The organism is Roseibium sp. (assembly GCF_050301095.1).
Classification (GTDB): domain Bacteria; phylum Pseudomonadota; class Alphaproteobacteria; order Rhizobiales; family Stappiaceae; genus Roseibium.
The window spans coordinates 1-19,340 of the sequence record NZ_JBNKYW010000109.1 but is presented as its reverse complement, the minus strand read 5'-3'; the positions used below and the strand labels follow the sequence as shown (position 1 = coordinate 19,340).

At 61.9% G+C, this 19,340-nt stretch carries 15 protein-coding genes and 1 pseudogene; 4 read left to right on the top strand and 12 right to left on the bottom strand.

Features of this window, described 5'->3' with window-relative positions; genetic code table 11:
• Positions 1 to 147 (top strand): annotated as a pseudogene (gene gltD / locus ACQY7U_RS09640) (glutamate synthase); the annotation flags it as partial.
• Positions 148 to 218: 71 nt separating this feature from the next.
• On the opposite strand, the gene ACQY7U_RS09635 reads toward gltD, so the two are convergent.
• From ACQY7U_RS09635 to ACQY7U_RS09625, 3 genes are all read right to left on the bottom strand, one after another.
• A complete protein-coding gene (locus tag ACQY7U_RS09635) occupies positions 219 to 1,409 on the bottom strand; it encodes an SGNH/GDSL hydrolase family protein (RefSeq protein ID WP_428643881.1) in 1,191 nt (396 codons plus the stop codon).
• A 36-nt stretch (positions 1,410 to 1,445) separates the two neighbouring features.
• Positions 1,446 to 2,591, bottom strand: a complete 1,146-nt coding sequence (locus tag ACQY7U_RS09630; protein ID WP_428643883.1) for a lytic murein transglycosylase — start codon at positions 2,589 to 2,591, stop codon at positions 1,446 to 1,448.
• Positions 2,592 to 2,794: 203 nt separating this feature from the next.
• On the bottom strand, positions 2,795 to 4,249 hold the full coding sequence (locus tag ACQY7U_RS09625; protein WP_428643879.1) for an outer membrane beta-barrel protein: 1,455 nt from the start codon (positions 4,247 to 4,249) through the stop codon (positions 2,795 to 2,797).
• A 294-nt stretch (positions 4,250 to 4,543) separates the two neighbouring features.
• On the opposite strand from ACQY7U_RS09625, the gene ACQY7U_RS09620 reads away from it, so the two are divergent.
• The 3 genes from ACQY7U_RS09620 to ACQY7U_RS09610 all read left to right on the top strand — a co-directional run bounded on the left by ACQY7U_RS09620 (position 4,544) and on the right by ACQY7U_RS09610 (position 7,357).
• A complete protein-coding gene (locus tag ACQY7U_RS09620; protein WP_428643878.1) occupies positions 4,544 to 5,557 on the top strand; it encodes a KpsF/GutQ family sugar-phosphate isomerase in 1,014 nt (337 codons plus the stop codon).
• A gap of 154 nt (positions 5,558 to 5,711) precedes the next feature.
• The gene (locus tag ACQY7U_RS09615) at positions 5,712 to 6,479 is read left to right on the top strand and encodes a motility protein A (RefSeq protein WP_428643876.1); all 768 of its coding nucleotides are present in this window, start codon (positions 5,712 to 5,714) and stop codon (positions 6,477 to 6,479) included.
• A 26-nt stretch (positions 6,480 to 6,505) separates the two neighbouring features.
• Positions 6,506 to 7,357 carry a flagellar motor protein MotB gene (locus ACQY7U_RS09610; protein ID WP_428643874.1) on the top strand — a complete coding sequence of 284 codons (852 nt, stop codon included), beginning with the start codon at positions 6,506 to 6,508 and terminating at the stop codon, positions 7,355 to 7,357.
• A gap of 148 nt (positions 7,358 to 7,505) precedes the next feature.
• Here the strand turns inward: ACQY7U_RS09610 and ACQY7U_RS09605 are convergent, their stop codons facing one another.
• From ACQY7U_RS09605 to sucD, 9 genes are all read right to left on the bottom strand, one after another.
• On the bottom strand, positions 7,506 to 7,961 hold the full coding sequence (locus tag ACQY7U_RS09605) for an NfeD family protein (RefSeq protein WP_428643871.1): 456 nt from the start codon (positions 7,959 to 7,961) through the stop codon (positions 7,506 to 7,508).
• Positions 7,958 to 8,941: an SPFH domain-containing protein gene (locus ACQY7U_RS09600; protein WP_428643870.1), complete on the bottom strand. Its 984-nt coding sequence runs from the start codon at positions 8,939 to 8,941 to the stop codon at positions 7,958 to 7,960. Before ACQY7U_RS09600 ends, ACQY7U_RS09605 begins: the two co-directional genes overlap by 4 nt.
• 316 nt (positions 8,942 to 9,257) lie before the next feature.
• Positions 9,258 to 10,661, bottom strand: coding sequence for a dihydrolipoyl dehydrogenase (lpdA, locus tag ACQY7U_RS09595; RefSeq protein ID WP_428643867.1), 1,404 nt, complete (start codon positions 10,659 to 10,661; stop codon positions 9,258 to 9,260).
• Between the two features lie 43 nt (positions 10,662 to 10,704).
• A complete protein-coding gene (locus ACQY7U_RS09590) occupies positions 10,705 to 11,463 on the bottom strand; it encodes an SDR family oxidoreductase (RefSeq protein ID WP_428643865.1) in 759 nt (252 codons plus the stop codon).
• Between the two features lie 23 nt (positions 11,464 to 11,486).
• A complete protein-coding gene (gene lfb1 / locus ACQY7U_RS09585; RefSeq protein WP_428643864.1) occupies positions 11,487 to 12,902 on the bottom strand; it encodes an LIC10280 family protein in 1,416 nt (471 codons plus the stop codon).
• Between the two features lie 45 nt (positions 12,903 to 12,947).
• Positions 12,948 to 13,562 (bottom strand): LysE family translocator, encoded by a 615-nt coding sequence (locus tag ACQY7U_RS09580; protein WP_428643861.1) that lies wholly within the window; start codon positions 13,560 to 13,562, stop codon positions 12,948 to 12,950.
• Between the two features lie 43 nt (positions 13,563 to 13,605).
• A complete protein-coding gene (gene odhB / locus ACQY7U_RS09575; protein WP_428643859.1) occupies positions 13,606 to 15,120 on the bottom strand; it encodes a 2-oxoglutarate dehydrogenase complex dihydrolipoyllysine-residue succinyltransferase in 1,515 nt (504 codons plus the stop codon).
• Between the two features lie 61 nt (positions 15,121 to 15,181).
• Positions 15,182 to 18,169: a 2-oxoglutarate dehydrogenase E1 component gene (locus ACQY7U_RS09570; RefSeq protein ID WP_428643858.1), complete on the bottom strand. Its 2,988-nt coding sequence runs from the start codon at positions 18,167 to 18,169 to the stop codon at positions 15,182 to 15,184.
• Positions 18,170 to 18,388: 219 nt separating this feature from the next.
• On the bottom strand, positions 18,389 to 19,294 hold the full coding sequence (gene sucD / locus ACQY7U_RS09565; protein ID WP_428643857.1) for a succinate--CoA ligase subunit alpha: 906 nt from the start codon (positions 19,292 to 19,294) through the stop codon (positions 18,389 to 18,391).
• Positions 19,295 to 19,340 lie beyond the last annotated feature (46 nt).

The following is a 19,340-nucleotide window of genomic DNA, read 5'->3' as shown; positions in this document are numbered from 1 at the left end:
GACTACAAGACAAGCATCGACAAGGTGTTTGCAGCCGGCGATGTGCGCAAGGGCCAGTCTTTGGTGGTCTGGGCCATCCGCGAAGGCCGTCAGGCCGCCCGCTCCGTCGACGAGTTCCTGACCGGTTCCACCAACCTGCCGCGCTGATCACGGCAATGGTGCCAAATGAAAACCCCGCCAGCGGAAGCTGGCGGGGTTTTTCGTGTCTTTAAGTCTCTTCAGGTGCCGCTCGGCGGATCGGCCTCGGTCCGGGGCTCAAGGGCGGAAGATCCTTCTGCCGGCAGACGCGGATCGTCCACCCTGCCCGGCATCGGTTCAAGCGGTTCACCCTCGACGAACAACCGGTAGGCAGCGCTGCCCGGGTCGATGGCCTTGTCTTCCTCGCCCCCCAGAAGCAGCGCTTCGGGCGAGGTCGTCCGGCCGGTCAGAACGATGAAGTTCGGATCGTCTTCCACGCCCTCGAAGGCAAGGCCGCCATACCCGCCAAGCAGGCGCGACAACTCCCGTTCGACAAAAAACGCGACCTTCCTGTAGCCCGCCCAGGTAAAGCCGATCCGGTTCTGGGTCCGAAGCCGCGTGTTCTTGCCGTCCACATCCGGCCCGAAAGAGGAAAAGCTTCCGTCCTCGGCAAGGAAGATGTCCCAGATGTCGACATAACGCACGCGTCTGTCCTCGCTGGCGCCCTGGAAGATCGAGTTGAGCTGCGTGAAATCGCCATTGACGAGTTCGTCATAGGTCGGCGGCAGTCCCGCCCAGACAATCGGTTTTTTCTCCTGCCGGACAGCCCGGATCAACGCGTCGACCTTCTTCCGGTAGATATCCAGCCACTCGGCGGTCATGAAATCGACCGGCGGCTCACCCGGAAAGGCCTTGCCCATGTCCCGCCGTCCGATCATCACGACAACGGCCTTCACGTCCGCGCCCCTGATCCTGGAAAGGGCCATGGTGGTCCAGTCCGGAACCTCCTCACCCGCAAACCCGGCCAGATCTTCGGTAATCGCCTCGACCCGGATCTGCGGTTTATCGGCGAGCGTGAACTTGAGGCCGTCGGCCACCCCACGGGCCATCCGGTCGCCGATGACGAGAATGAGACCCGCATCGGGATCCTTGGGCTGGATTTCGAATTTCGGTGGCGCACCGGCAGGGCGGCTTGCCCGAGTCGTCTGCTTTTGCGGCTTCTTTGCCTTGGTGCGCTTGTTGCCTCCGCCGAAGAGCCGCTTCAGCGGCGCGAAGGGGTTGAACCCTTTGAACGGTCCGTTTTGCGCGACAATGATTTCGGTATCCCGGGCGGACTGAGCTGCCGCAGCCTGCAGGTCGATGCCGATCAGAAGCGCAACGCACAAAGCGGCAAGCCGCAGGAACATGCCTGCGGTCTTCCTGTTGCCATACTGCTTGGACTTGCGCGTCACTTACGGCTCCCGACCGGCCTACGAACAGGTCCCAGTTTAGCCGTCCATCTTCAGGCGTGCCAGCAAAACCACGGAGGCATATCCGTCGGGCACCAGGCCACGTGAACTCTGGTAGGCGCGAATGCCCCGGCGGGTCGCCGGTCCGATTCTGCCGTCGGCGGTGCCGACGGAAAAACCATGCCGGTTGAGAAGAGCCTGAAGTTCTGCCGTTTCCGACCGGTTGAGCGGCATATGTTCACGCGACCAGTCGCCATCCAGCGGACCACCGCCAATGATCCGGTCGGCCAGATGACCGACACCAAGGGCATAGGCCGTGGCGTTGTTGTAGCGCTTGATCACATAAAAGTTCCGCAGCATCAGGAAGGCCGGCCCGCTTGCTCCGGCAGGCAGCACCAGTATCCCCTTGTCGGAAGGCCGCGGAAACGCCTTGCCGTTCGAACGCCGGACGCCGTATTTGCGCCATTCACCCAGCGTCAGCGTCTTGTCGCCATCGGCAAGGTGGTAGTCGAAACCGGACGGGAGCTGGACCTCATAGCCCCAGGTCTTGCCCGTCTGCCAACCATGCTTTTTCAGATAGGCGGCCGTCGATGCCAGGGCGTCGGGAACGGACGTCCAGATATCCCGCCGTCCGTCGCCGTCATAGTCCGCCGCATAGGCTTTCCAGCTGGATGGCATGAACTGCGTATGGCCCATGGCTCCGGCCCAGGAGCCCTCCATGTCCTGGAACCGCACATGGCCCGCCTGGACGATGCCAAGCGCCGTCACGAGTTCCTTTTCCCAGAAACTCTTGCGGCGCGGCGCGGCATAGGCAAGCGTTGCCAGCGCCTGAATGACATTGTGCCGGCCCATGTAGCCGCCAAAATTTGTCTCCATGCCCCAGATCGCCAGAACGGCTTCCCGGTCGACCCCGTATCGCGCCTCGATATTCGCCAGAACCGAACCGTATTCCTTGAGCATCTGGCGGCCCTTTTCGACGCGGTCATCGGAAACCGCGCTGTCGAGGTAATCCCAGATGGGTTTGACGAACTCGGACTGCTTGCTCATCAGGCGCAGCGTGTCCTCGTCGGGCTGCATGCCCGAAAAAACTGCGTTGTAGGTCTGCGAGGAAATGCCGGCGGCCTGCGCTTTTGGCCAGAATCCCGATATGAAGCGGTTAAACCCGGCATCTGCATGTGCCGGCATGGCCGAAACCGCCAGCAAGCCGGTAAGCGCGGCAGCGGCAAACCGCCGGTACATCCGGGATTTCAGGGAAAGATCCTTGGGCGTTGAAAGCTTCAGAACGGCAGAATAATACACAAGTTTCCGCATCCGGGCCTCCTTAGCCCCGTGTCCGAGTTTGCTCCTGCCCCCGCACCATCTTTGGTCGCTGTTTGGTTACTGTATCGTTAATGCCGGAATCGAAGCCCGGCTTCAACCGCATTTTCCGTGTAGTCGCTGCCGTCCTGCGAGCTGTCGAAGCGGCGATGGGTATAATCGGCGGTGAGTGCCACGTTCTGCGTCAGGGCGAAGGTCAGGCCGCCAAATCCGGTCATCGTGCGTTCCTCGATCGAAACGCCTTCGTAGGTGCGGTAGCTGTACCCCACACCGGTTTCGGCCACCAGGCGGTCGCTGAAGGCATGGGCGAGACGCAGGTCACCGGAATAGATGATCGACCCGCTGGCGCCGTCAATGTCCGTCGCCTCGAAGCGCGTTCCCAGGCCAGCGGTGACCGTGGTCAGACGGCTCGGCGACCAGACCAGAGAGCCATCGACAGTCAGGCCGGACAGGTTCTCAAGCCGGCTGTCCTCGATCTTTTCGATGCGCCAGCCGGCACCGAGCTCGCCGGTCAACTTCGGACCGGAGGCGATCGTCAGGCCGCCCCGGAGCTGATAGCCGTTGGCATCGCGTTTTTCGCACAAGGCATCGCTGCAGGTCTGATCGTATCGTCTGAGCAGGAGGGAACCTTCGACAAATGGCGACAGGACCCCGCCGGCATTGCCGTCAAGACGCAGGCTGGTCGCAAAGAGCGTGTTGTCCCGGCCGCTTTCACTGCTGCCGTCCGAGGTATAGACGTTGCGGTCGACATCCGCCGAGGCCGTCACCGCCACCAGTCCGACCCGTCTGCGGGCACTTACGCCACCGGAGAGCTGCTGGACATAGTCCGTTGAGCCGGAACTGGACTCCGCGCTGCCATTGTCTTCCCTGTAGTAGGTGTAAGCCAGATCTGTCGTGACCTGCGTCGCTTCGCTGATATCGAGCCGCAGGCTCGTGGCGGCCGACAGGGACCAGTCGTCATCGTCGGGGGCCTCCGGATAGCTGGTAAATGACCCCCGCAGGGACAGATCCGCCTGATGGCGGGACCAATTCGACGTCAGCGCAACGTCGGGAGAGATTCTGTAGAAGCCGCCGGATGTGCCGCCTGCCGACTGCGCGGTGTTGTCGGTCCAGCCCGAAGACAGCGTCAGTTGCGGCGTCAGGGTGAAAGATCCGAGACGTATGCCTTCAGGGGCATCGAAGGTGGTATCGCCGCCGAAAACACTCGTGTCGATACCCTGCTCCGGCAGCGGCACAGCTCTGCCGATGGCCGCGATCCGGTCGGAAAAGGGGCGAACCGGTAACGCCCGTCCGTTTGTGCCGAGCCCGCTCGAGCCGGTCTCCGCTTCGGCGGCATTGAGCCTGTAGACGGTTGCCTGTGTCGGATTGCGCTGTTCGACCGGACCATTTTGATCCGCATCGCCTGCGGCCGTCTCCGATTCCTGCGCATCGCCGGAGCCACGCAGATCGGACAGCGCCGATTGCGCAGCCGCCGGGGCAGCCTGCAATGCAGAAAAGCAGAGGATCGAAAACAGGATGCGGCGCATCTAACAGGTAACCGGTCAAATTCGTGAACGGCACCAAACTGACGAAGGATGGTTAATGCATCGTTTCTTTTTCGCAAATTGACAGCTTCGGCCTGTTGAGTATCGGGATTCGGTGTGGTGGCCTGGTCCGGAAGCCATCCGAATCGATTTTAATGCATTTAAATACCCGCAGGTTCTTGATCCGGCGCACGGACTGGCCTAGGTCGTGATGAGGTTTCAATCGGTGCCCTGAAAAACGGTCAAGTCCTGACCGTTCCCGAATGCCAGGCTCACCAATCCGCAAAGTTCAACTCGATGACCTCTCTGCAATCCGACCCGATTTCCGAAGAAGACGCCGGCACGTCGTCCCTGTGGCTGGTCTCGGCCGAACGAACGCTGGAAACGGAAATGGCCGGGCTGAGCGCGGTCCGGGCTGCCCTCAAGGACGGTCTGGCCCGGCCATTCAGGGAGACTTGCGACCTCATCCAGAAAAGCCAGGGCCGCGTCATCGTGACCGGTATCGGCAAGAGCGGACATATCGGCACCAAGATCGCAGCCAGCCTGGCGTCGACGGGAACACCTTCGTTTTTTGTCCACGCCAGCGAGGCTAGCCACGGTGATCTCGGCATGGTCACCGATGCGGACGTCGTTCTGGCCCTTTCCTGGTCCGGTGAAACCCAGGAACTGGCAAGCATCGTCAACTACACGCGGCGCTTCAAGGTTCCGCTTGTGGCGATCACCTCGCGCAAGGACAGCAGCCTTGGAAACGCGGCGGATGTCGTGCTGAAGCTGCCGAGCGTCGCCGAGGCCTGTCCGCACGGACTCGCGCCGACCACGTCGGCCCTCATTCAGCTTGCCATCGGCGATGCGCTTGCGGTGGCCCTTCTGGAAGGCCGCGGCTTCACAGCGCAGGACTTCCGTGTTTTCCATCCGGGCGGACGGCTGGGCGCCAGCCTCAAATCGGCCAAGGACATCATGCATTCCGGCGATATGCTGCCGCTGGTTCCCGCCTCGACACCGATGAGCGAGGGAATCGTCCTGATGACACAAAAGGGATTCGGCGTTCTTGGTGTCACGGACGAGTTGAACCAGCTCACCGGCATCATCACGGACGGTGACCTGCGCCGCCACGTTTCGTCCAATCTTCTGGAAAAGACGGCCGGCGAGATCATGACCAGCTCGCCGAAGACCGTTTCGCCGGACACGCTGTCCGCATCGATTCTGGAACTGGTGAACAGCATGGCAATCACGTCGGTGTTCGTGATCCAGGACGGCCGGCCCGTCGGCATCGTTCATGTCCACGACCTGCTGCGGATCGGCGCTGCCTAGGGCGCGCGACCATCAAATTCGTGTCATTTCGCTCAAAAAAGCAGCCTCCCCGACCGACGGGCGACCCGGCATTAGCAATTGATTAGCCTTAACCCGCTTAAACTGCACCAAAGTTTCAATGGCTTCATGCCGCAGACCTTGGTGTGTGTACAGAATGGATCTGGCTACCCTCATCGGAATCGTCGGTGCTTTCGGCATCGTCATAACCGCTATTTTTCTCGGCGGCAGCTTCGGTCAATTCGTTGACATTCCCTCGATTCTGATCGTGTTCGGTGGTGGCCTTGCCGCGACGCTGATCCGGTTTCAGATCTCCGACATTGCCGCAGCCTTCGTGACCGGCTCCAAGGTCGCGCTTGCCGGCGGCAACGCCAGCCCGCGCGACCTGATCTCCGAAATCACCAACCTGGGTGAAATCGTCCGCAAGTCCGGTCCTCTGGGCCTTGAAAACGTCGACGTTTCCGATCCGGTTCTGGCCAAGGGCGTGCAAATGATCGCAGACGGCTATGAACTGGACTTCATCAAGGAATCGATGGAACGCGAGCGCGACCTGCAGCTTTCGCGCCTGTCGGAAGGCCGGCGCGTCTTCAAGGCGCTCGGCGACTCGGCGCCCGCCTTCGGTATGATCGGAACGCTTGTGGGCCTGGTGCAGATGCTTGCGAACATGGACGATCCGGCCGCGATCGGCCCGTCCATGGCCGTTGCGCTGCTTACCACGCTTTACGGCGCGCTTATTTCCAACATCATCTGTCTGCCTCTGGTGGACAAGCTCGATTCGAAATTCGATGCGGACGAGCTGAATCAGACCCTGATCATCGACGGCGTCTGCCAGATCCGCGAATCCAAGAGCCCCGCGCTCATCAAGGAAATGCTTGTGGCGTACCTGCCTGAAAAGGCACGCGCTGAACTCGTGGAAGCCGCCTAGGGCGGAAACGGACCGGACGACCAACCATGGCCAGAAAAAAACGAGTAGGCGGCGGCGCACCGGAATGGCTGGTGACATTTGCCGACCTCATGTCACTGTTGGTGTGTTTCTTCGTTCTGATCATTTCCTTCTCCATTCAGGACAAGGAGAAGCTCCAGGTCGTGGCCGGATCCATGCGGGAAGCCTTCGGTGTGAAGGACACCGCCCGCAAGACCGGCATCATCGAGGTCGAGGGTATTCCGATCCGCGACTACATGAAGGATATCAGCCAGATCGAGCAGGAGAAGGATTCCGATTTCGCCCAGGAGCGCCACGAAATGCGGCGCAAACAGGGGCCGGAAGCCAACACGCACAACACGATGGAAGCGGATATCGAAAAGCCCCGGCAGTTCGCGACCGCCGCCGCCTCGTTGCGCCAGGCCTGGCAGGAGATGCCGGAGATTACCGAAATCTCCAACAACATCATTCTGGAAGAGACCGACGAGGGGCTGAACATCATGCTGGTCGACCAGGACGGGCGGTCGATGTTCCGCGAAGGATCCAAGTATCCTTACGAGACCACCCGCAGGCTGATCGCGAAGATGGCGCCTGTGCTGGCAAGAATGCCGAACCGCATCGAGATCACCGGTCACACGACCACCGGACGACTGACCTCGACGCCCTCCTACACCGGTTGGGACCTTTCCAGCGAGCGCGCAAACGTGGCGCGGCAGATCCTCGCCGAATACGGCGTTCCGGAAGATCAGTTCTATGCCGTCGTCGGCAAGTCGGATACCGAACCGCTGTTTCCCAACGATCCCTATCTGGCGGCCAACCGGCGGATCGGCATTCTGCTGAAGGCCGAAGAACCGCCGATCCCTCCAGGACACAAGCTTTAAGACCAAACAAGGCGCCGCCGGAACGGATCAGGTTCCGGCCCCCCGGACAAAACAAAGAAGCCCGATCAGGCAATCCCCCTGATCGGGCTTTTTTCATGGTGCGCGCCGGCGTCCCGCCGGATCACCGGCCGGGGCAAAGCTTCCGCCGTTACTCGGCCCGCGAGACCACGAGACGGGCGCCGTCGATGGCATCCACGCGAACCTTCGTTCCCGCGGGCAGGTCCGGGCCGGTTATTCTCCAGATCGTGTCATCGATGGAAAGATTGCCCGCGCCTTCGCTCAAGGGCTTGGTCAGCGTGAACTCCCGGCCGATATAGCGGCTGCCGCGCTGGTTCAGTCCCGGGTCTCCCTTTTCGGAGGCAAGTCGGGTCATCATGCGGCGGCCGATCAGCAGGCTGGCCAGCGAAAGCACCAGAAACAGGGTGACGAGGACCTGCCAGGAAAAACCGAACGCCAGCGCTACAGCCCCGACCACCAGCGCCGACAGGCCGAACCAAAGGAAGATCGTGCCGGGAGCGACAATTTCCAGCCCCAGCAGGATAAGACCCAGGACGAACCAGCTCCAGGGCCCCAGGGCAGTAATGGTGGTTTCGATCAGACTCACAGATCGCCTCCATCGGACGGGCCCGTGTTGGGAATGCGCGACGTCCGGCTGCCGCCGTTATCTTCCCCGAAGGCCTCCTTGGCAATCGCGCCGATCCCGCTCAGGGCACCGAGCAGAGAGGTGGCCTCCATCGGCAGGATGAGCGTTTTCTGATTGCGGGAGGTCGCCAGTTCCTTGAAGGCTTCGACATATTTGGTGGCGACGAAGTAGTTGATCGCCTGCATGTCGCCGGCGGCGATGGCGGCACTGACCATCTGCGTCGCCTTGGCTTCGGCTTCTGCCTCGCGTTCACGCGCTTCAGCGTCTCGGAACGCGGATTCCCGGCGCCCCTCGGCCTCGAGGATCAGCGATTGCTTCTGACCTTCCGCCTTCAGGATTTCGGATTGCCGCTTGCCTTCAGCCTCCAGGATGTAGGCGCGTTTTTCGCGTTCGGCCTTCATCTGACGGGCCATGGCGTCCACCAGGTCGCGCGGCGGATTGATGTCCTTGATCTCGATGCGGGTAATCTTGATGCCCCAGGGCTCGGCGGCGGCGTCGACGACCCGGAGGATCTGGGCGTTGATCTCATCGCGGTTGGACAGGAGATTGTCGAGATCCATCGACCCCATGACCGAACGGATATTGGTCATGGTCAGGTTGAGAATCGCGTTCTGCAGGCCGAGCACCTCATAGGCGGCGCGGGCTGCATCCAGAATCTGGTAGAAGGTCACGCCGTCCGCGCTCACGGTCGCGTTGTCCCGCGTGATCACCTCCTGCGTCGGAACATCGAGAACCTGTTCCATCATGTTCAGCTTGTGGCCGACCTTGTCGACGAACGGGACAATGAAATTGAGACCCGGGGTCAGGGTCTTCCGGTATTTTCCGAAACGTTCAATCGTATAATTGTAGCCTTGGGGGACGGTTTTCACACCGGCGAAGAAGACCAGTATGACCAGTAACACCAGGACGATCAGGAAAATGTCAAATCCCGTAAGTGGCATGAATGCCTCCCCTAAATCTTAGAATACTGCGGTCACTATGCGCTGTTTCAGATTTGTGTTCCAGCGCCTTTACGACGGATTGTTGCAGGCAAAAATCGGCGAAAACTTCCGGAACCGGTCTCTGCCGATCTCCGGAAAAGGCCCGTTTTCCCGCAGAACACCCGAGCCGGTTCCGCGCTATCACATGACCCCTGGGAATCCTTGTAATTAATTACGAGGTCAACAGCAAGAAAGCCGGAGCACCTGTCCTGCAGATGCCCCGGCTTGCGGATCTTACGGTCGGATCCGAGGTGCCGCCGCCATCGACGGAGCCTCCTCAGGAATGGATCGGTTTGGCGAAGGCGCCGAGGGCGGCTTCCTTGACGGCTTCCGACATGGTCGGATGCGCGTGGCAGGTGCGCGCCAGGTCTTCGGCAGAGCCGCCGAATTCCATCAGAACGGCCGCCTCATGGATCATTTCACCGGCCCCGAAACCGACGATATGAACACCCAGGACCTGGTCCGTCTTGGCATCCGCCAGGACCTTGGCAAAGCCGTCGGTCTTGTTCATGGCGCGGGCGCGACCGTTCGCGGAGAAGACGAACTTGCCGGTCTTGTACTCGATCCCGGCGGCCTTCAGCTCTTCCTCGGTTTTGCCCACAGAGGCAACTTCCGGCGAGGTATAGACAACACCCGGAATGACGTCATAGTTCACGTGACCGGCCTGGCCTGCCAGAATCTCGGCCACCGCAACGCCCTCGTCCTCGGCCTTGTGGGCCAGCATCGGCCCGGCAACGACGTCGCCGATGGCATAGATACCCTCGACATTGGTCCGGTAGTGGGCGTCGATCTGGACGCGGCCACGCTCGTCCAGCGCGACGCCTGCCGTGTCAAGGCCAAGTCCTTCCGTGTAGGGACGGCGACCGATCGCAACCAGGACGATATCTGCCTCGATGACTTGTGCATCGCCGCCCTTGGCCGGCTCGACGGTGACCTCAAGGCCCTTGCCCTTCTTCGCCACGCCGGTGACCTTGGAGGAGAGCTTGAACTCCATGCCCTGCTTTTTCATCATGCGCTGGAAGTTCTTGGAAACATCGCCGTCCATCGGACCGAGAACCTTGTCCAGGAACTCAACGACGGTGACCTTCGAACCCAGCCGATTCCAGACGGAGCCGAGTTCGAGGCCGATCACGCCGGCCCCGACGACAACAAGCTTGCCCGGGATCTTTTCCAGTTCCAGAGCCCCCGTGGAGGAAACCACCTGCTTTTCGTCGATCTCGACACCCGGCAGCGGCATGACGTCGGAACCGGTGGCAATGACGATGTTCCTTGTCTCGAGCACGGTGGCGCTGCCATCCTCGGCGGTGACTTCCACCTTGCCCTGGGAAAGAACCTTGCCCGTGCCGGTATGCACGTCGATCTTGTTCTTCTTCATCAGGAAGGAGACCCCGTTGACGTTTGCATCAACGACGTCGGACTTGTGCTTCATCATCGCCGGCAGATCGACCTTCGGCTTGGATACCTTGATGCCGATCTTTTCAAAACCGTGTCCGGCTTCCTCGAACATTTCCGAAGCATGCAGAAGCGCCTTTGACGGAATGCAGCCGATGTTGAGGCAGGTGCCGCCAAGGGTCGCGCGTTTTTCGACAACGGCCGTCTTCAGGCCGAGCTGCGCCGCCTTGATCGCGCAAACATAGCCACCGGGGCCGGTTCCGATGACGACAAGATCATATTGGGACATTTTAGGTCGCCTTTGCCTCTTTCAGTTTTTCCAGCGAACTGGATCAGGGAAGGATTGCCCGGCCGCCGGAAACGTCGAGAATTGCTCCGGTTGTGTAGCTGGACTGATCGGACAGAAGCCAAAGAACCGCTTCGGCCACCTCGTCGGCGGTGCCTGCGCGTTTCATCGGCAGTTTGGATTGAATTTGCGCCACACGGTCGGGATTGCCGCCGGAGGCATGGATTTCCGTGTCGATGATGCCGGGGCGCACGCCGTTGACCCGGACGCCCTCCTCCGCGACTTCCAGCGCAAGGCCAACCGTCATGGTGTCGATCGCCCCCTTGGAGGCCGCGTAATCGACATATTGGCCGGCGGCCCCGAGCTTGGACGCAGCCGAGCCGAGATTGACGATGCCCCCGCCTTTCCCACCGTGTTTCAACGACATGCGCCTGACCGCTTCGCGGGCGCACAGGAAGGCACCAACCACATTGATGGAAAACATCCGGGTCAGGCGGTTCACTGACATCTCGTCGACGCGCTCGGGGTGATCGACAACGCCGGCGTTGTTGACGAGGCCTTTGAGCGTTCCGAGATCGTCGGCAGCCGCAAAGAGTTTCAATACGTCCGCCTCGTTCTGAACGTCGCCCTGAACCGCCACGGCCTTGCCGCCGGCCGCTTCGATCTCGTCGACGAGTTTGCCGGCAGCCTCGGCGCTCCGGGTGTAATTGACGATCACCGTGTGGCCGTGCGCTGCCACCTTGCGGCAGACAGCAGCCCCGATCCCCCGGCTTCCCCCCGTTACCAGAACAACCGTCTCAGTCATGAATCCTCACGCGATCGATATCCTCATTGTCCCGGCAGATACGTCAGATGTTCGGAGCCGCGCCCGCCGGCCCAAAGGCCGTTCAGGCTGCCATCGTCCATCAGTGCATAAACGACCGGCGTCGTATCGCCCCAGTCGACGGTCAGCACATTGCCGGAAAGTTCGCCTACCCCGCGGTAGCTGTCGGCTCCAACACGCCAGGACAGCGCATATTTGCGGCCCTGCCGCGAGATGGCGACCGTGCCTTCATAGGTGGTGCCGTTCGGATTGCCGCCCGCGACGCTGTAGGTGCCTTCGCGGAGTTGCGATGGCTTTTGAGCCACCCGGGAATAAAGCGTCAGCTTTTCCGCTGCCGACCCGTCCGCCCATTCGCCGTCGAGGATCTCGGTGCTGCCGAAGGAATAGACCACCGGGTGCTTGTCGCCCCAGTTGACGACCAGCATCTTTCCGGCAAATTCGCCAACGCCGGTAAAGACGTCCTTGCCGATCCACCAGGTGAAACGGACCTGGCCGTCCTCGGGCGTGATCGCCACCATGCCGGAATAGGTGCTGCCGTTGGGATTGGTGCCCGTCACCCGGTAGACACCGGAAATCCGGCGCGCGGGGCCCGTCCGCGCGATACTCTGCGCCAGAACCTTGCCGATGGAAGACGTTGCCGCGATCTGCGCCGGTTTTGCCCCGGCCGCTGCGCCGTTGCCGGCGACAAACACGAAGTCGCCGAAGAAGGACGAGGAAATCCAGGGCGTCTGCTGACCGTCGGTTTCCTGGTAGACCCCCTTCAGGGTGCGCTTGAAGGTCTCTTCCAGGTTGAGCGCCGGGGTCTCGATCGCGTTTGCCAAGTATTTGGTATAGGGGCTGTTGGCCCCTTCGCCGTCGAGCGCGACCGCGCCGGGCGACGTTGAATAGGACACGAACAGGCTGGCGTTGCTGTCGATACGGGACAGGCCCTTGGTCGCACCGCTCAGCGGATTGTTGCGGCAGGCATCGAGCACGACGATGTTGAGGCCGTTGTGGGCGCCGCTCATGACCTCGACTGCCTCGCTCAGGGTGATGGCCTGACGCTTGACCGCCGCCTCATCCGGCAGGTCGCCGCTCACCGGCAAAAGGTAGTTTTCGCCCTTAATCTGCACGCCATGGCCGGCGTAATAAAACATGCCGACGCCGCCGGTTGCCTTCAGCTTGTCGCCGAAATCCCTGATGGCCTTTGTCATGGCATCCCGGCTGGCGTCCGTCTGCAGAATGACGTCGAACCCGGCCTTGTTCAGTGCCTTGGCGATGGCAACGGCGTCGTTGACCGAATTGGCGAGCGGGGCGAAGGAATATTCGGCATTGCCGATCACCAGTGCCGTGCGCGGCTCGGCAGCATGAACCGCGCCCATGCCTGACAGAGCCCAGGTGAGGAAAAGAACCGCCAGAACCTGGCGAAGCAGAGTTTTCATTCTCCTTGCCTCCCGGCTGTTTGTTTCCGGCCCCCGACACCCGGCCTATTGTTCGGCAAGGGCAAGGCGCAGGCCGAAGCCCGCGAAGGCCGCGGCGACTGTCCGGCGCATCCAGACCATGACCTTGCCGCTCTTCAGGACCCTTTCGCCCACCAGCGACGCGAACAGGCCATAGATCACGAAGACGGCGAAAGTCATGGCCATGAAAACCCCGCCGAGCAGCAGCATGTCGAGGGTCGGACTGACGGCGTCATGACTGACGAACTGCGGCAGGAACGCCAGAAAGAACACCGTCAGTTTCGGGTTTAGGATGTTGATCAGGAAGGCCGTGCGGGCAGTTGCCGCCAGACTGCTGCGCGCAGTTCCGTCGGCCTTCAGCTCCAGCGGCCCGCTTTCCCTGAGTGTCTGCCAGGCGAGATAGAGCAGATAGGCGACACCGGCATATTTCACCAGCTGGAAGACGAGGGCGCTGGTGTGCATCAGCGCCGCCAGTCCAGCCACGGAAGCCAGAATGGCCGGAATGATGCCGAGCGTGCAGCCGAAGGCGGCGGCGATGGCCGCCTGCCGCCCCTTGCCGAGCCCGGCCGCCACCGTGTAGACGACGCCGGTTCCGGGAACCAGGACCACGATCAGCGCGGTGACCAGAAATTCCAGGCTCATTCTCCGGCTCCTTCGTTCAACCTTCCGCGGGAAGCGTTCCGGATCAGAGATCCAGAACCAGACGCTGCGGGTCTTCCAGGCTTTCCTTGACACGGACCAGGAAGGTCACGGCTTCCTTGCCGTCGACGATGCGGTGATCGTAGGACAGAGCGAGATACATCATCGGGCGGATCACCACCTGACCGTTCACCGCCATCGGACGTTCCTGGATCTTGTGCATGCCCAGAATGCCGGACTGCGGCGCGTTCAGGATCGGCGACGACATGAGCGAACCGTATACCCCGCCGTTGGAGATGGTGAAGGTGCCGCCGGTCATGTCGGCCATGCCCAGTTTGCCGTCCCGGGCCTTGCGGCCGAGGTTGCCGATTTCCTTCTCGATCTCGGCAATGGACATCTGGTCGGCATCGCGGACAACCGGAACCACAAGCCCCTTGTCGGTGCCCACGGCAACGCCGACGTGGCAGAAGTTCTTGTAGATGATGTCGGTGCCGTCGATCTCGGCATTGACCGCCGGGATCTCCTTCAGGGCGTGGGTGACCGCCTTGGTGAAGAAGCCCATGAAGCCGAGCTTGACGCCGTGTTTCTTCTCGAACAGGTCCTTGTACTGCTTACGCAGCTCCATGACCGGGCCCATGTCCACCTCGTTGTAGGTGGTCAGCATGGCGGCGGTGTTCTGGGCGTCCTTCAGGCGGCGCGCGATGGTCTGGCGCAGCTTGGTCATGCGAACGCGCTCTTCGCGAACCTCGTCCTCGGCCACCACCGGGCCACGGGCGACAGGCGTCGGAGCGGGCGCCGCGGTAGCGGCCGTCGCACCGGAGGCGATCGCGTTGATGACGTCGCCCTTGAGGACCTGGCCACGCTTGCCCGAACCTGCCACCTGATCGGCGGAAAGGTTGCTTTCCGCCATCATCTTGGCGGCGGAAGGTGCCGGCGGCATGGAAGAGGAAGACGCAACCGGTGCGGCCGGTGCCGGTTCGGCGGCCGACGCGGGCGCTGCGGCAACAGCCTCGCCAGACGGATCGATCTGGCACAGGAGAACGCCCGGCTCGACCGTGGTGCCGGTTTCAGCGGCGATCTTCACGACCGTGCCCGCAACCGGGGCCGGCACTTCCTGGGCGGCCTTGTCGGTTTCCAGTTCGACCAGGGTGTCGTCGGCCTTGACGGTGTCGCCGACCTTGACGCTCCATTCGCCGACTTCCGCCTCGGTGACGGATTCGCCGGCACTCGGGGTGACGACGTCGACCAGCGCCGCCTTGGCGGCCGGTTTGGCGTCTTGCTTGGCCGGTGCCGGCGCGGCGGCCGGTGCGGTGGCAGCGCTCTTGCCTTCGGCGATCTGGCCGAGCAGCGCGCCGACTTCCACCGTGTCGCCTTCCTTGACGACGATGCTTTCCAGGGTTCCGGCTGCAGGAGCCGGAACTTCGACTGTCACCTTGTCCGTTTCCAGCTCGACCAGCGGCTCGTCCTGACTGACGGCTTCGCCCGGTTTTTTGAACCACTGCGCAATAGTTGCTTCAGATACGGATTCACCCAGCGTGGGCACGCGAATTTCGGTTGCCATGGTCGCCTTCTCTTAAAATTACCTGGCCAATTTTTGAAAGAGGGCCCGAAGGCCCCCTTGATTAGTTTCCAAGAGCCTCTTCAAGGAATGCCTGCAGCTGCGCCAGATGCTTGGACATCAGACCGGTTGCGGTCGATGCCATGGCGGCGCGGCCTGCGTAGCGCGGACGTTTGTGCTTGGCGTCGATCTGATCCAGCACCCACTCGATGTAGGGCTCGACAAAGAACCAGCTGCCCATGTTCTTGGGCTCTTCCTGACACCAGACCATCTCGGCCTGCGGGAAGCGGGCCAGCTCCAGCATGAGAGCCTTCTTCGGGAACGGGTAGAGCTGTTCGACACGCAGCAGGTAGATGTCGTCGATGCCGCGTTTCTCGCGCTCCTCGAACAGGTCGTAGTAGACCTTGCCCGAACACATCACGACGCGGCGGATCTTGTCGTCGGCAACCAGCCGGCCGTCCGAATTCAGGTTCGCCCCCCAATCGTCCCACAGGAGACGGTGGAAGCTGGAATCAGGGCCCAGCTCGTCCAGCCTGGATACGGCCTTCTTGTGCCGCAGCAGCGATTTCGGCGTCATCAGGATCAGCGGCTTGCGGATGTCGCGGCAGAGCTGACGGCGCAGGATGTGGAAGTAGTTCGCCGGCGTCGAGCAGTTCGCCACCTGCATGTTGTCTTCCGCACAAAGCTGCAGATAGCGCTCCAGACGGGCGGAGGAGTGCTCCGGCCCCTGGCCCTCATAGCCGTGCGGCAGCAGGCAGACCAGGCCGGACATGCGCAACCATTTGCGTTCGCCCGAGGAGATGAACTGGTCGAACAGAACCTGCGCCCCGTTGGCGAAGTCGCCGAACTGGGCTTCCCACATGGTCAGCGCCCGGGGCTCGGCCAGGGAGTAGCCGTATTCGAAACCGAGCACGGCCTCTTCCGACAGCATCGAGTTGATGACCTCGTAACGCTGCTGATCCGGCGAGATGTGATTGAGCGGAATGTAACGGCTTTCGTTTTCCTGATCATAGAGCACCGAGTGGCGCTGCGAGAACGTGCCGCGCTCGCAGTCCTGGCCGGACAGGCGTACGGGGTGGCCTTCCTTCAGGAGCGAGGCGAAGGCAAGCGCTTCAGCCGTTGCCCAGTCGATGCCCTCACCGGTCTCGATCATGCGCTCGCGATGATTCATGAAACGCGCGATCGTGCGATGGATGTTGAAGCCGTCCGGTACGTGGGTCAGGGCCCGGCCGATGGCCTTCAGCTCGTCCATCGGCAGGCCGGTGCGGCCGCGGCGCGGATCGTCTTCGTCATCGGCGCGCTTCATGCCCGCCCATTTGCCGTCGAGCCAGTCGGCCTTGTTCGGCTTGAAGGCCTGGCCGGTGTCGAACTCGTTGTCCAGATGCTTGCGCCAGTCGGCTTTCATCTGGTCGACTTCCTCCTGGCTCATGACGCCTTCCTTGATCAGGCGTTCGGAATAGAGCTGAAGGGTCGTCGCGTGCTTGCGGATCTTGCGGTACATGATCGGCTGCGTGAACGCCGGCTCGTCGCCCTCGTTGTGGCCGAAACGGCGGTAGCAGATTATGTCGATGACCACCGGACGCTGGAAGGTCTGGCGGAACTCGATGGCGATCTTGGCCGCGAAGGTGACCGCTTCCGGGTCATCCGCGTTGACGTGGAAGATCGGCGCCTCGATCACCTTCGCCATGTCCGACGGATAGGGCGAGGAGCGCGAGAAGCGCGGGTTGGTGGTGAAGCCGATCTGGTTGTTGATGATCACATGGACCGAACCGCCGGTCCTGTGGCCGCGCAGTGCGGACAGGCCGAAACATTCGGCCACGACGCCCTGGCCGGCAAAGGCGGCATCGCCGTGCAGCAGCAGCGGCAGAACGCTGCCGCGGTCCACTTCCGTGGTCTCGATGAAGTTGCCTTTTTCGTCCGAGGCAAGCTGGTCCTGCTTGGCGCGGGCCTTGCCGAGCACCACCGGGTTGACGATTTCCAGGTGCGACGGGTTGGCCGTCAGCGACAGGTGCACGTTGTTGCCGTCGAAGGTGCGGTCGGAAGAAGCACCCAGATGGTACTTCACGTCGCCGGAACCTTCCACGTCGTCCGGCGCGAAGGACCCGCCCTTGAATTCGTGGAAAATGGCGCGGTGCGGCTTGCCCATCACCTGGGAAAGCACGTTCAGGCGGCCGCGGTGGGCCATGCCGAGAACGATTTCCTTCAGGCCCAGCTGGCCGCCGCGCTTGATGATCTGTTCCAGCGCCGGGATCAAGGCTTCGCCGCCGTCGAGGCCGAAGCGCTTTGTGCCGGTGTATTTGACATCGAGGAACTTCTCGAAGCCCTCGGCTTCGACCAGCTTGTTCAGGATCGCCTTCTTGCCCTCGGTGGTGAAGGCCACCTGCTTGTCCGGCCCCTCGATGCGCTCCTGCAGCCAGGCCTTGGCGGCCGGATCGGAGATGTGCATGAACTCGACGCCGAGCGTGGAGCAATAAGTCCGTTTCAGGATGTCCAGCATCTCGCGGATGGTGGCGTATTCGAGGCCGAGCACGTGATCGATGAAGATCTTGCGGTCCCAGTCGGCTTCCGTGAAGCCGTAGGTGGAGGGATGCAGTTCCTCGTGGTCGCCCTTGCCGGCGAGACCGAGCGGATCGAGATCTGCGTGAAGGTGACCGCGCATGCGGTAGGCGCGGATCATCATCAGGGCGCGGACGGAATCGCGGGTCGCCTGATGGACTTCCAGGTCCGAAAGGGGTTCGCCCCGGGTCTCGGCCTTCTTCTTCAGCTTGTCGCCGATCTTCTGTTCGATCGGCGCCCAGTTGCCGTCGAAGGCGTTGACCAGATCGCCATTGGCTTCGATCGGCCAGTCCTTACGCTTCCAGGTTGCCCCGCGCGCTTCCTTCAGGACGGCTTCCTTTTCGTCCTGAAAGGCAGCAAAGAAGTCCTGCCACTCGGGTTCGACCGAGTTGGGATCCGTCTTGTACTGTGCGTAGAGGTCTTCGATATAGGCTGCGTTGGCGCCGTAAAGCAACGACGTCAGTGCGAATACGTTGTTCGCTTCCTGCCGTGCCATGTCCCTTTAGCGGAGGGCTTCTCCGCCCTTTTCGTTTGCGCGGACCGCAATATGGTCCGCTGCCGGTTCCCTACAAAGACCAGTGCCCGGAATGGCTCCTTAGGCGCCGGCCCCTCGAAAATTGGTCGTGGCACGGCTTTCGCGCCACAACCCATCCTTTCACCATGCAGCAGGAAACGTAAACAGTTTCCGTTCCCTACGGCAAAGTTTTCTTGCCTTTTAGCCCTTCAGGACTTCCAGAAGCGTTTCACCGAGCTTTGCCGGAGACGGCGATACCCGGATGCCGGCCTCTTCCATGGCCGCGATCTTGTCTTCCGCGCCGCCCTTGCCGCCGGAAATCACGGCACCTGCGTGGCCCATGGTGCGGCCCGGAGGCGCCGTGCGGCCTGCGATGAAACCGGCCATCGGCTTGGAGCGGCCCTTCCTGGCCTCGTCCTTCAGGAACTGCGCGGCTTCCTCTTCGGCAGAGCCGCCGATTTCGCCGATCATGATGATCGACTGGGTCTCGTCGTCGGCGAGGAACATTTCCAGGACGTCGATGAACTCGGTGCCCTTGACCGGGTCGCCGCCGATGCCGACCGCCGTCGTCTGGCCGAGGCCTGCATTGGTGGTCTGGAACACGGCTTCATAGGTCAGCGTGCCGGAACGGGAGACGACACCGACGGAGCCCTTCTTGAAGATGGAGCCCGGCATAATGCCGATCTTGCACTCTTCCGGCGTCAGGATGCCCGGGCAGTTCGGACCCAGCAGGCGCGACTTGGATTTTTCAAGCTTGGCCTTGACCTTGACCATGTCGGCCACCGGAATGCCTTCGGTGATGCAGACGATGAACGGGATCTCCGCCTCGATCGCCTCGATGATCGCAGCGCCCGCGCCTGCCGGCGGAACGTAGATCACGGAGGCATCCGCGCCGGTCGCTTCCTTTGCTTCGCCGACGGAAGCGAAGATCGGCAGCTCGGCCGCGCCTTCGACGCTTCCCCAGGTCTCGCCACCCTTCTTGGGGTGAACGCCGGCGACCATCTTGGTGCCGTAGTATTCAAGCGCCTGTTCGGTGTGGAACGTACCGGTCTTGCCGGTCAGGCCCTGAACGATGATTTTCGTGTCTCTGTTGACGAGGATGGACATCTTTTTGAAGTTCCTCAGTTGTGTTCGTCGCTAAATTTTGGCCGCG

What these genes read in the sequence shown, in the direction of transcription:
- ACQY7U_RS09570 (WP_428643858.1), bottom strand. Translation starts at nt 18,169, where the DNA reads ATGGCACGGCAGGAAGCGAACAACGTATTCGCACTGACGTCGTTGCTT.
- ACQY7U_RS09615 (WP_428643876.1), top strand. Translation starts at nt 5,712, where the DNA reads ATGGATCTGGCTACCCTCATCGGAATCGTCGGTGCTTTCGGCATCGTC.
- ACQY7U_RS09620 (WP_428643878.1), top strand. Translation starts at nt 4,544, where the DNA reads ATGACCTCTCTGCAATCCGACCCGATTTCCGAAGAAGACGCCGGCACG.
- ACQY7U_RS09580 (WP_428643861.1), bottom strand. Translation starts at nt 13,562, where the DNA reads ATGAGCCTGGAATTTCTGGTCACCGCGCTGATCGTGGTCCTGGTTCCC.
- ACQY7U_RS09600 (WP_428643870.1), bottom strand. Translation starts at nt 8,941, where the DNA reads ATGCCACTTACGGGATTTGACATTTTCCTGATCGTCCTGGTGTTACTG.
- ACQY7U_RS09630 (WP_428643883.1), bottom strand. Translation starts at nt 2,591, where the DNA reads ATGCCGGCACATGCAGATGCCGGGTTTAACCGCTTCATATCGGGATTC.
- ACQY7U_RS09610 (WP_428643874.1), top strand. Translation starts at nt 6,506, where the DNA reads ATGGCCAGAAAAAAACGAGTAGGCGGCGGCGCACCGGAATGGCTGGTG.
- ACQY7U_RS09590 (WP_428643865.1), bottom strand. Translation starts at nt 11,463, where the DNA reads ATGACTGAGACGGTTGTTCTGGTAACGGGGGGAAGCCGGGGGATCGGG.
- ACQY7U_RS09625 (WP_428643879.1), bottom strand. Translation starts at nt 4,249, where the DNA reads ATGCGCCGCATCCTGTTTTCGATCCTCTGCTTTTCTGCATTGCAGGCT.
- lfb1 (WP_428643864.1), bottom strand. Translation starts at nt 12,902, where the DNA reads ATGAAAACTCTGCTTCGCCAGGTTCTGGCGGTTCTTTTCCTCACCTGG.
- sucD (WP_428643857.1), bottom strand. Translation starts at nt 19,294, where the DNA reads ATGTCCATCCTCGTCAACAGAGACACGAAAATCATCGTTCAGGGCCTG.
- lpdA (WP_428643867.1), bottom strand. Translation starts at nt 10,661, where the DNA reads ATGTCCCAATATGATCTTGTCGTCATCGGAACCGGCCCCGGTGGCTAT.
- odhB (WP_428643859.1), bottom strand. Translation starts at nt 15,120, where the DNA reads ATGGCAACCGAAATTCGCGTGCCCACGCTGGGTGAATCCGTATCTGAA.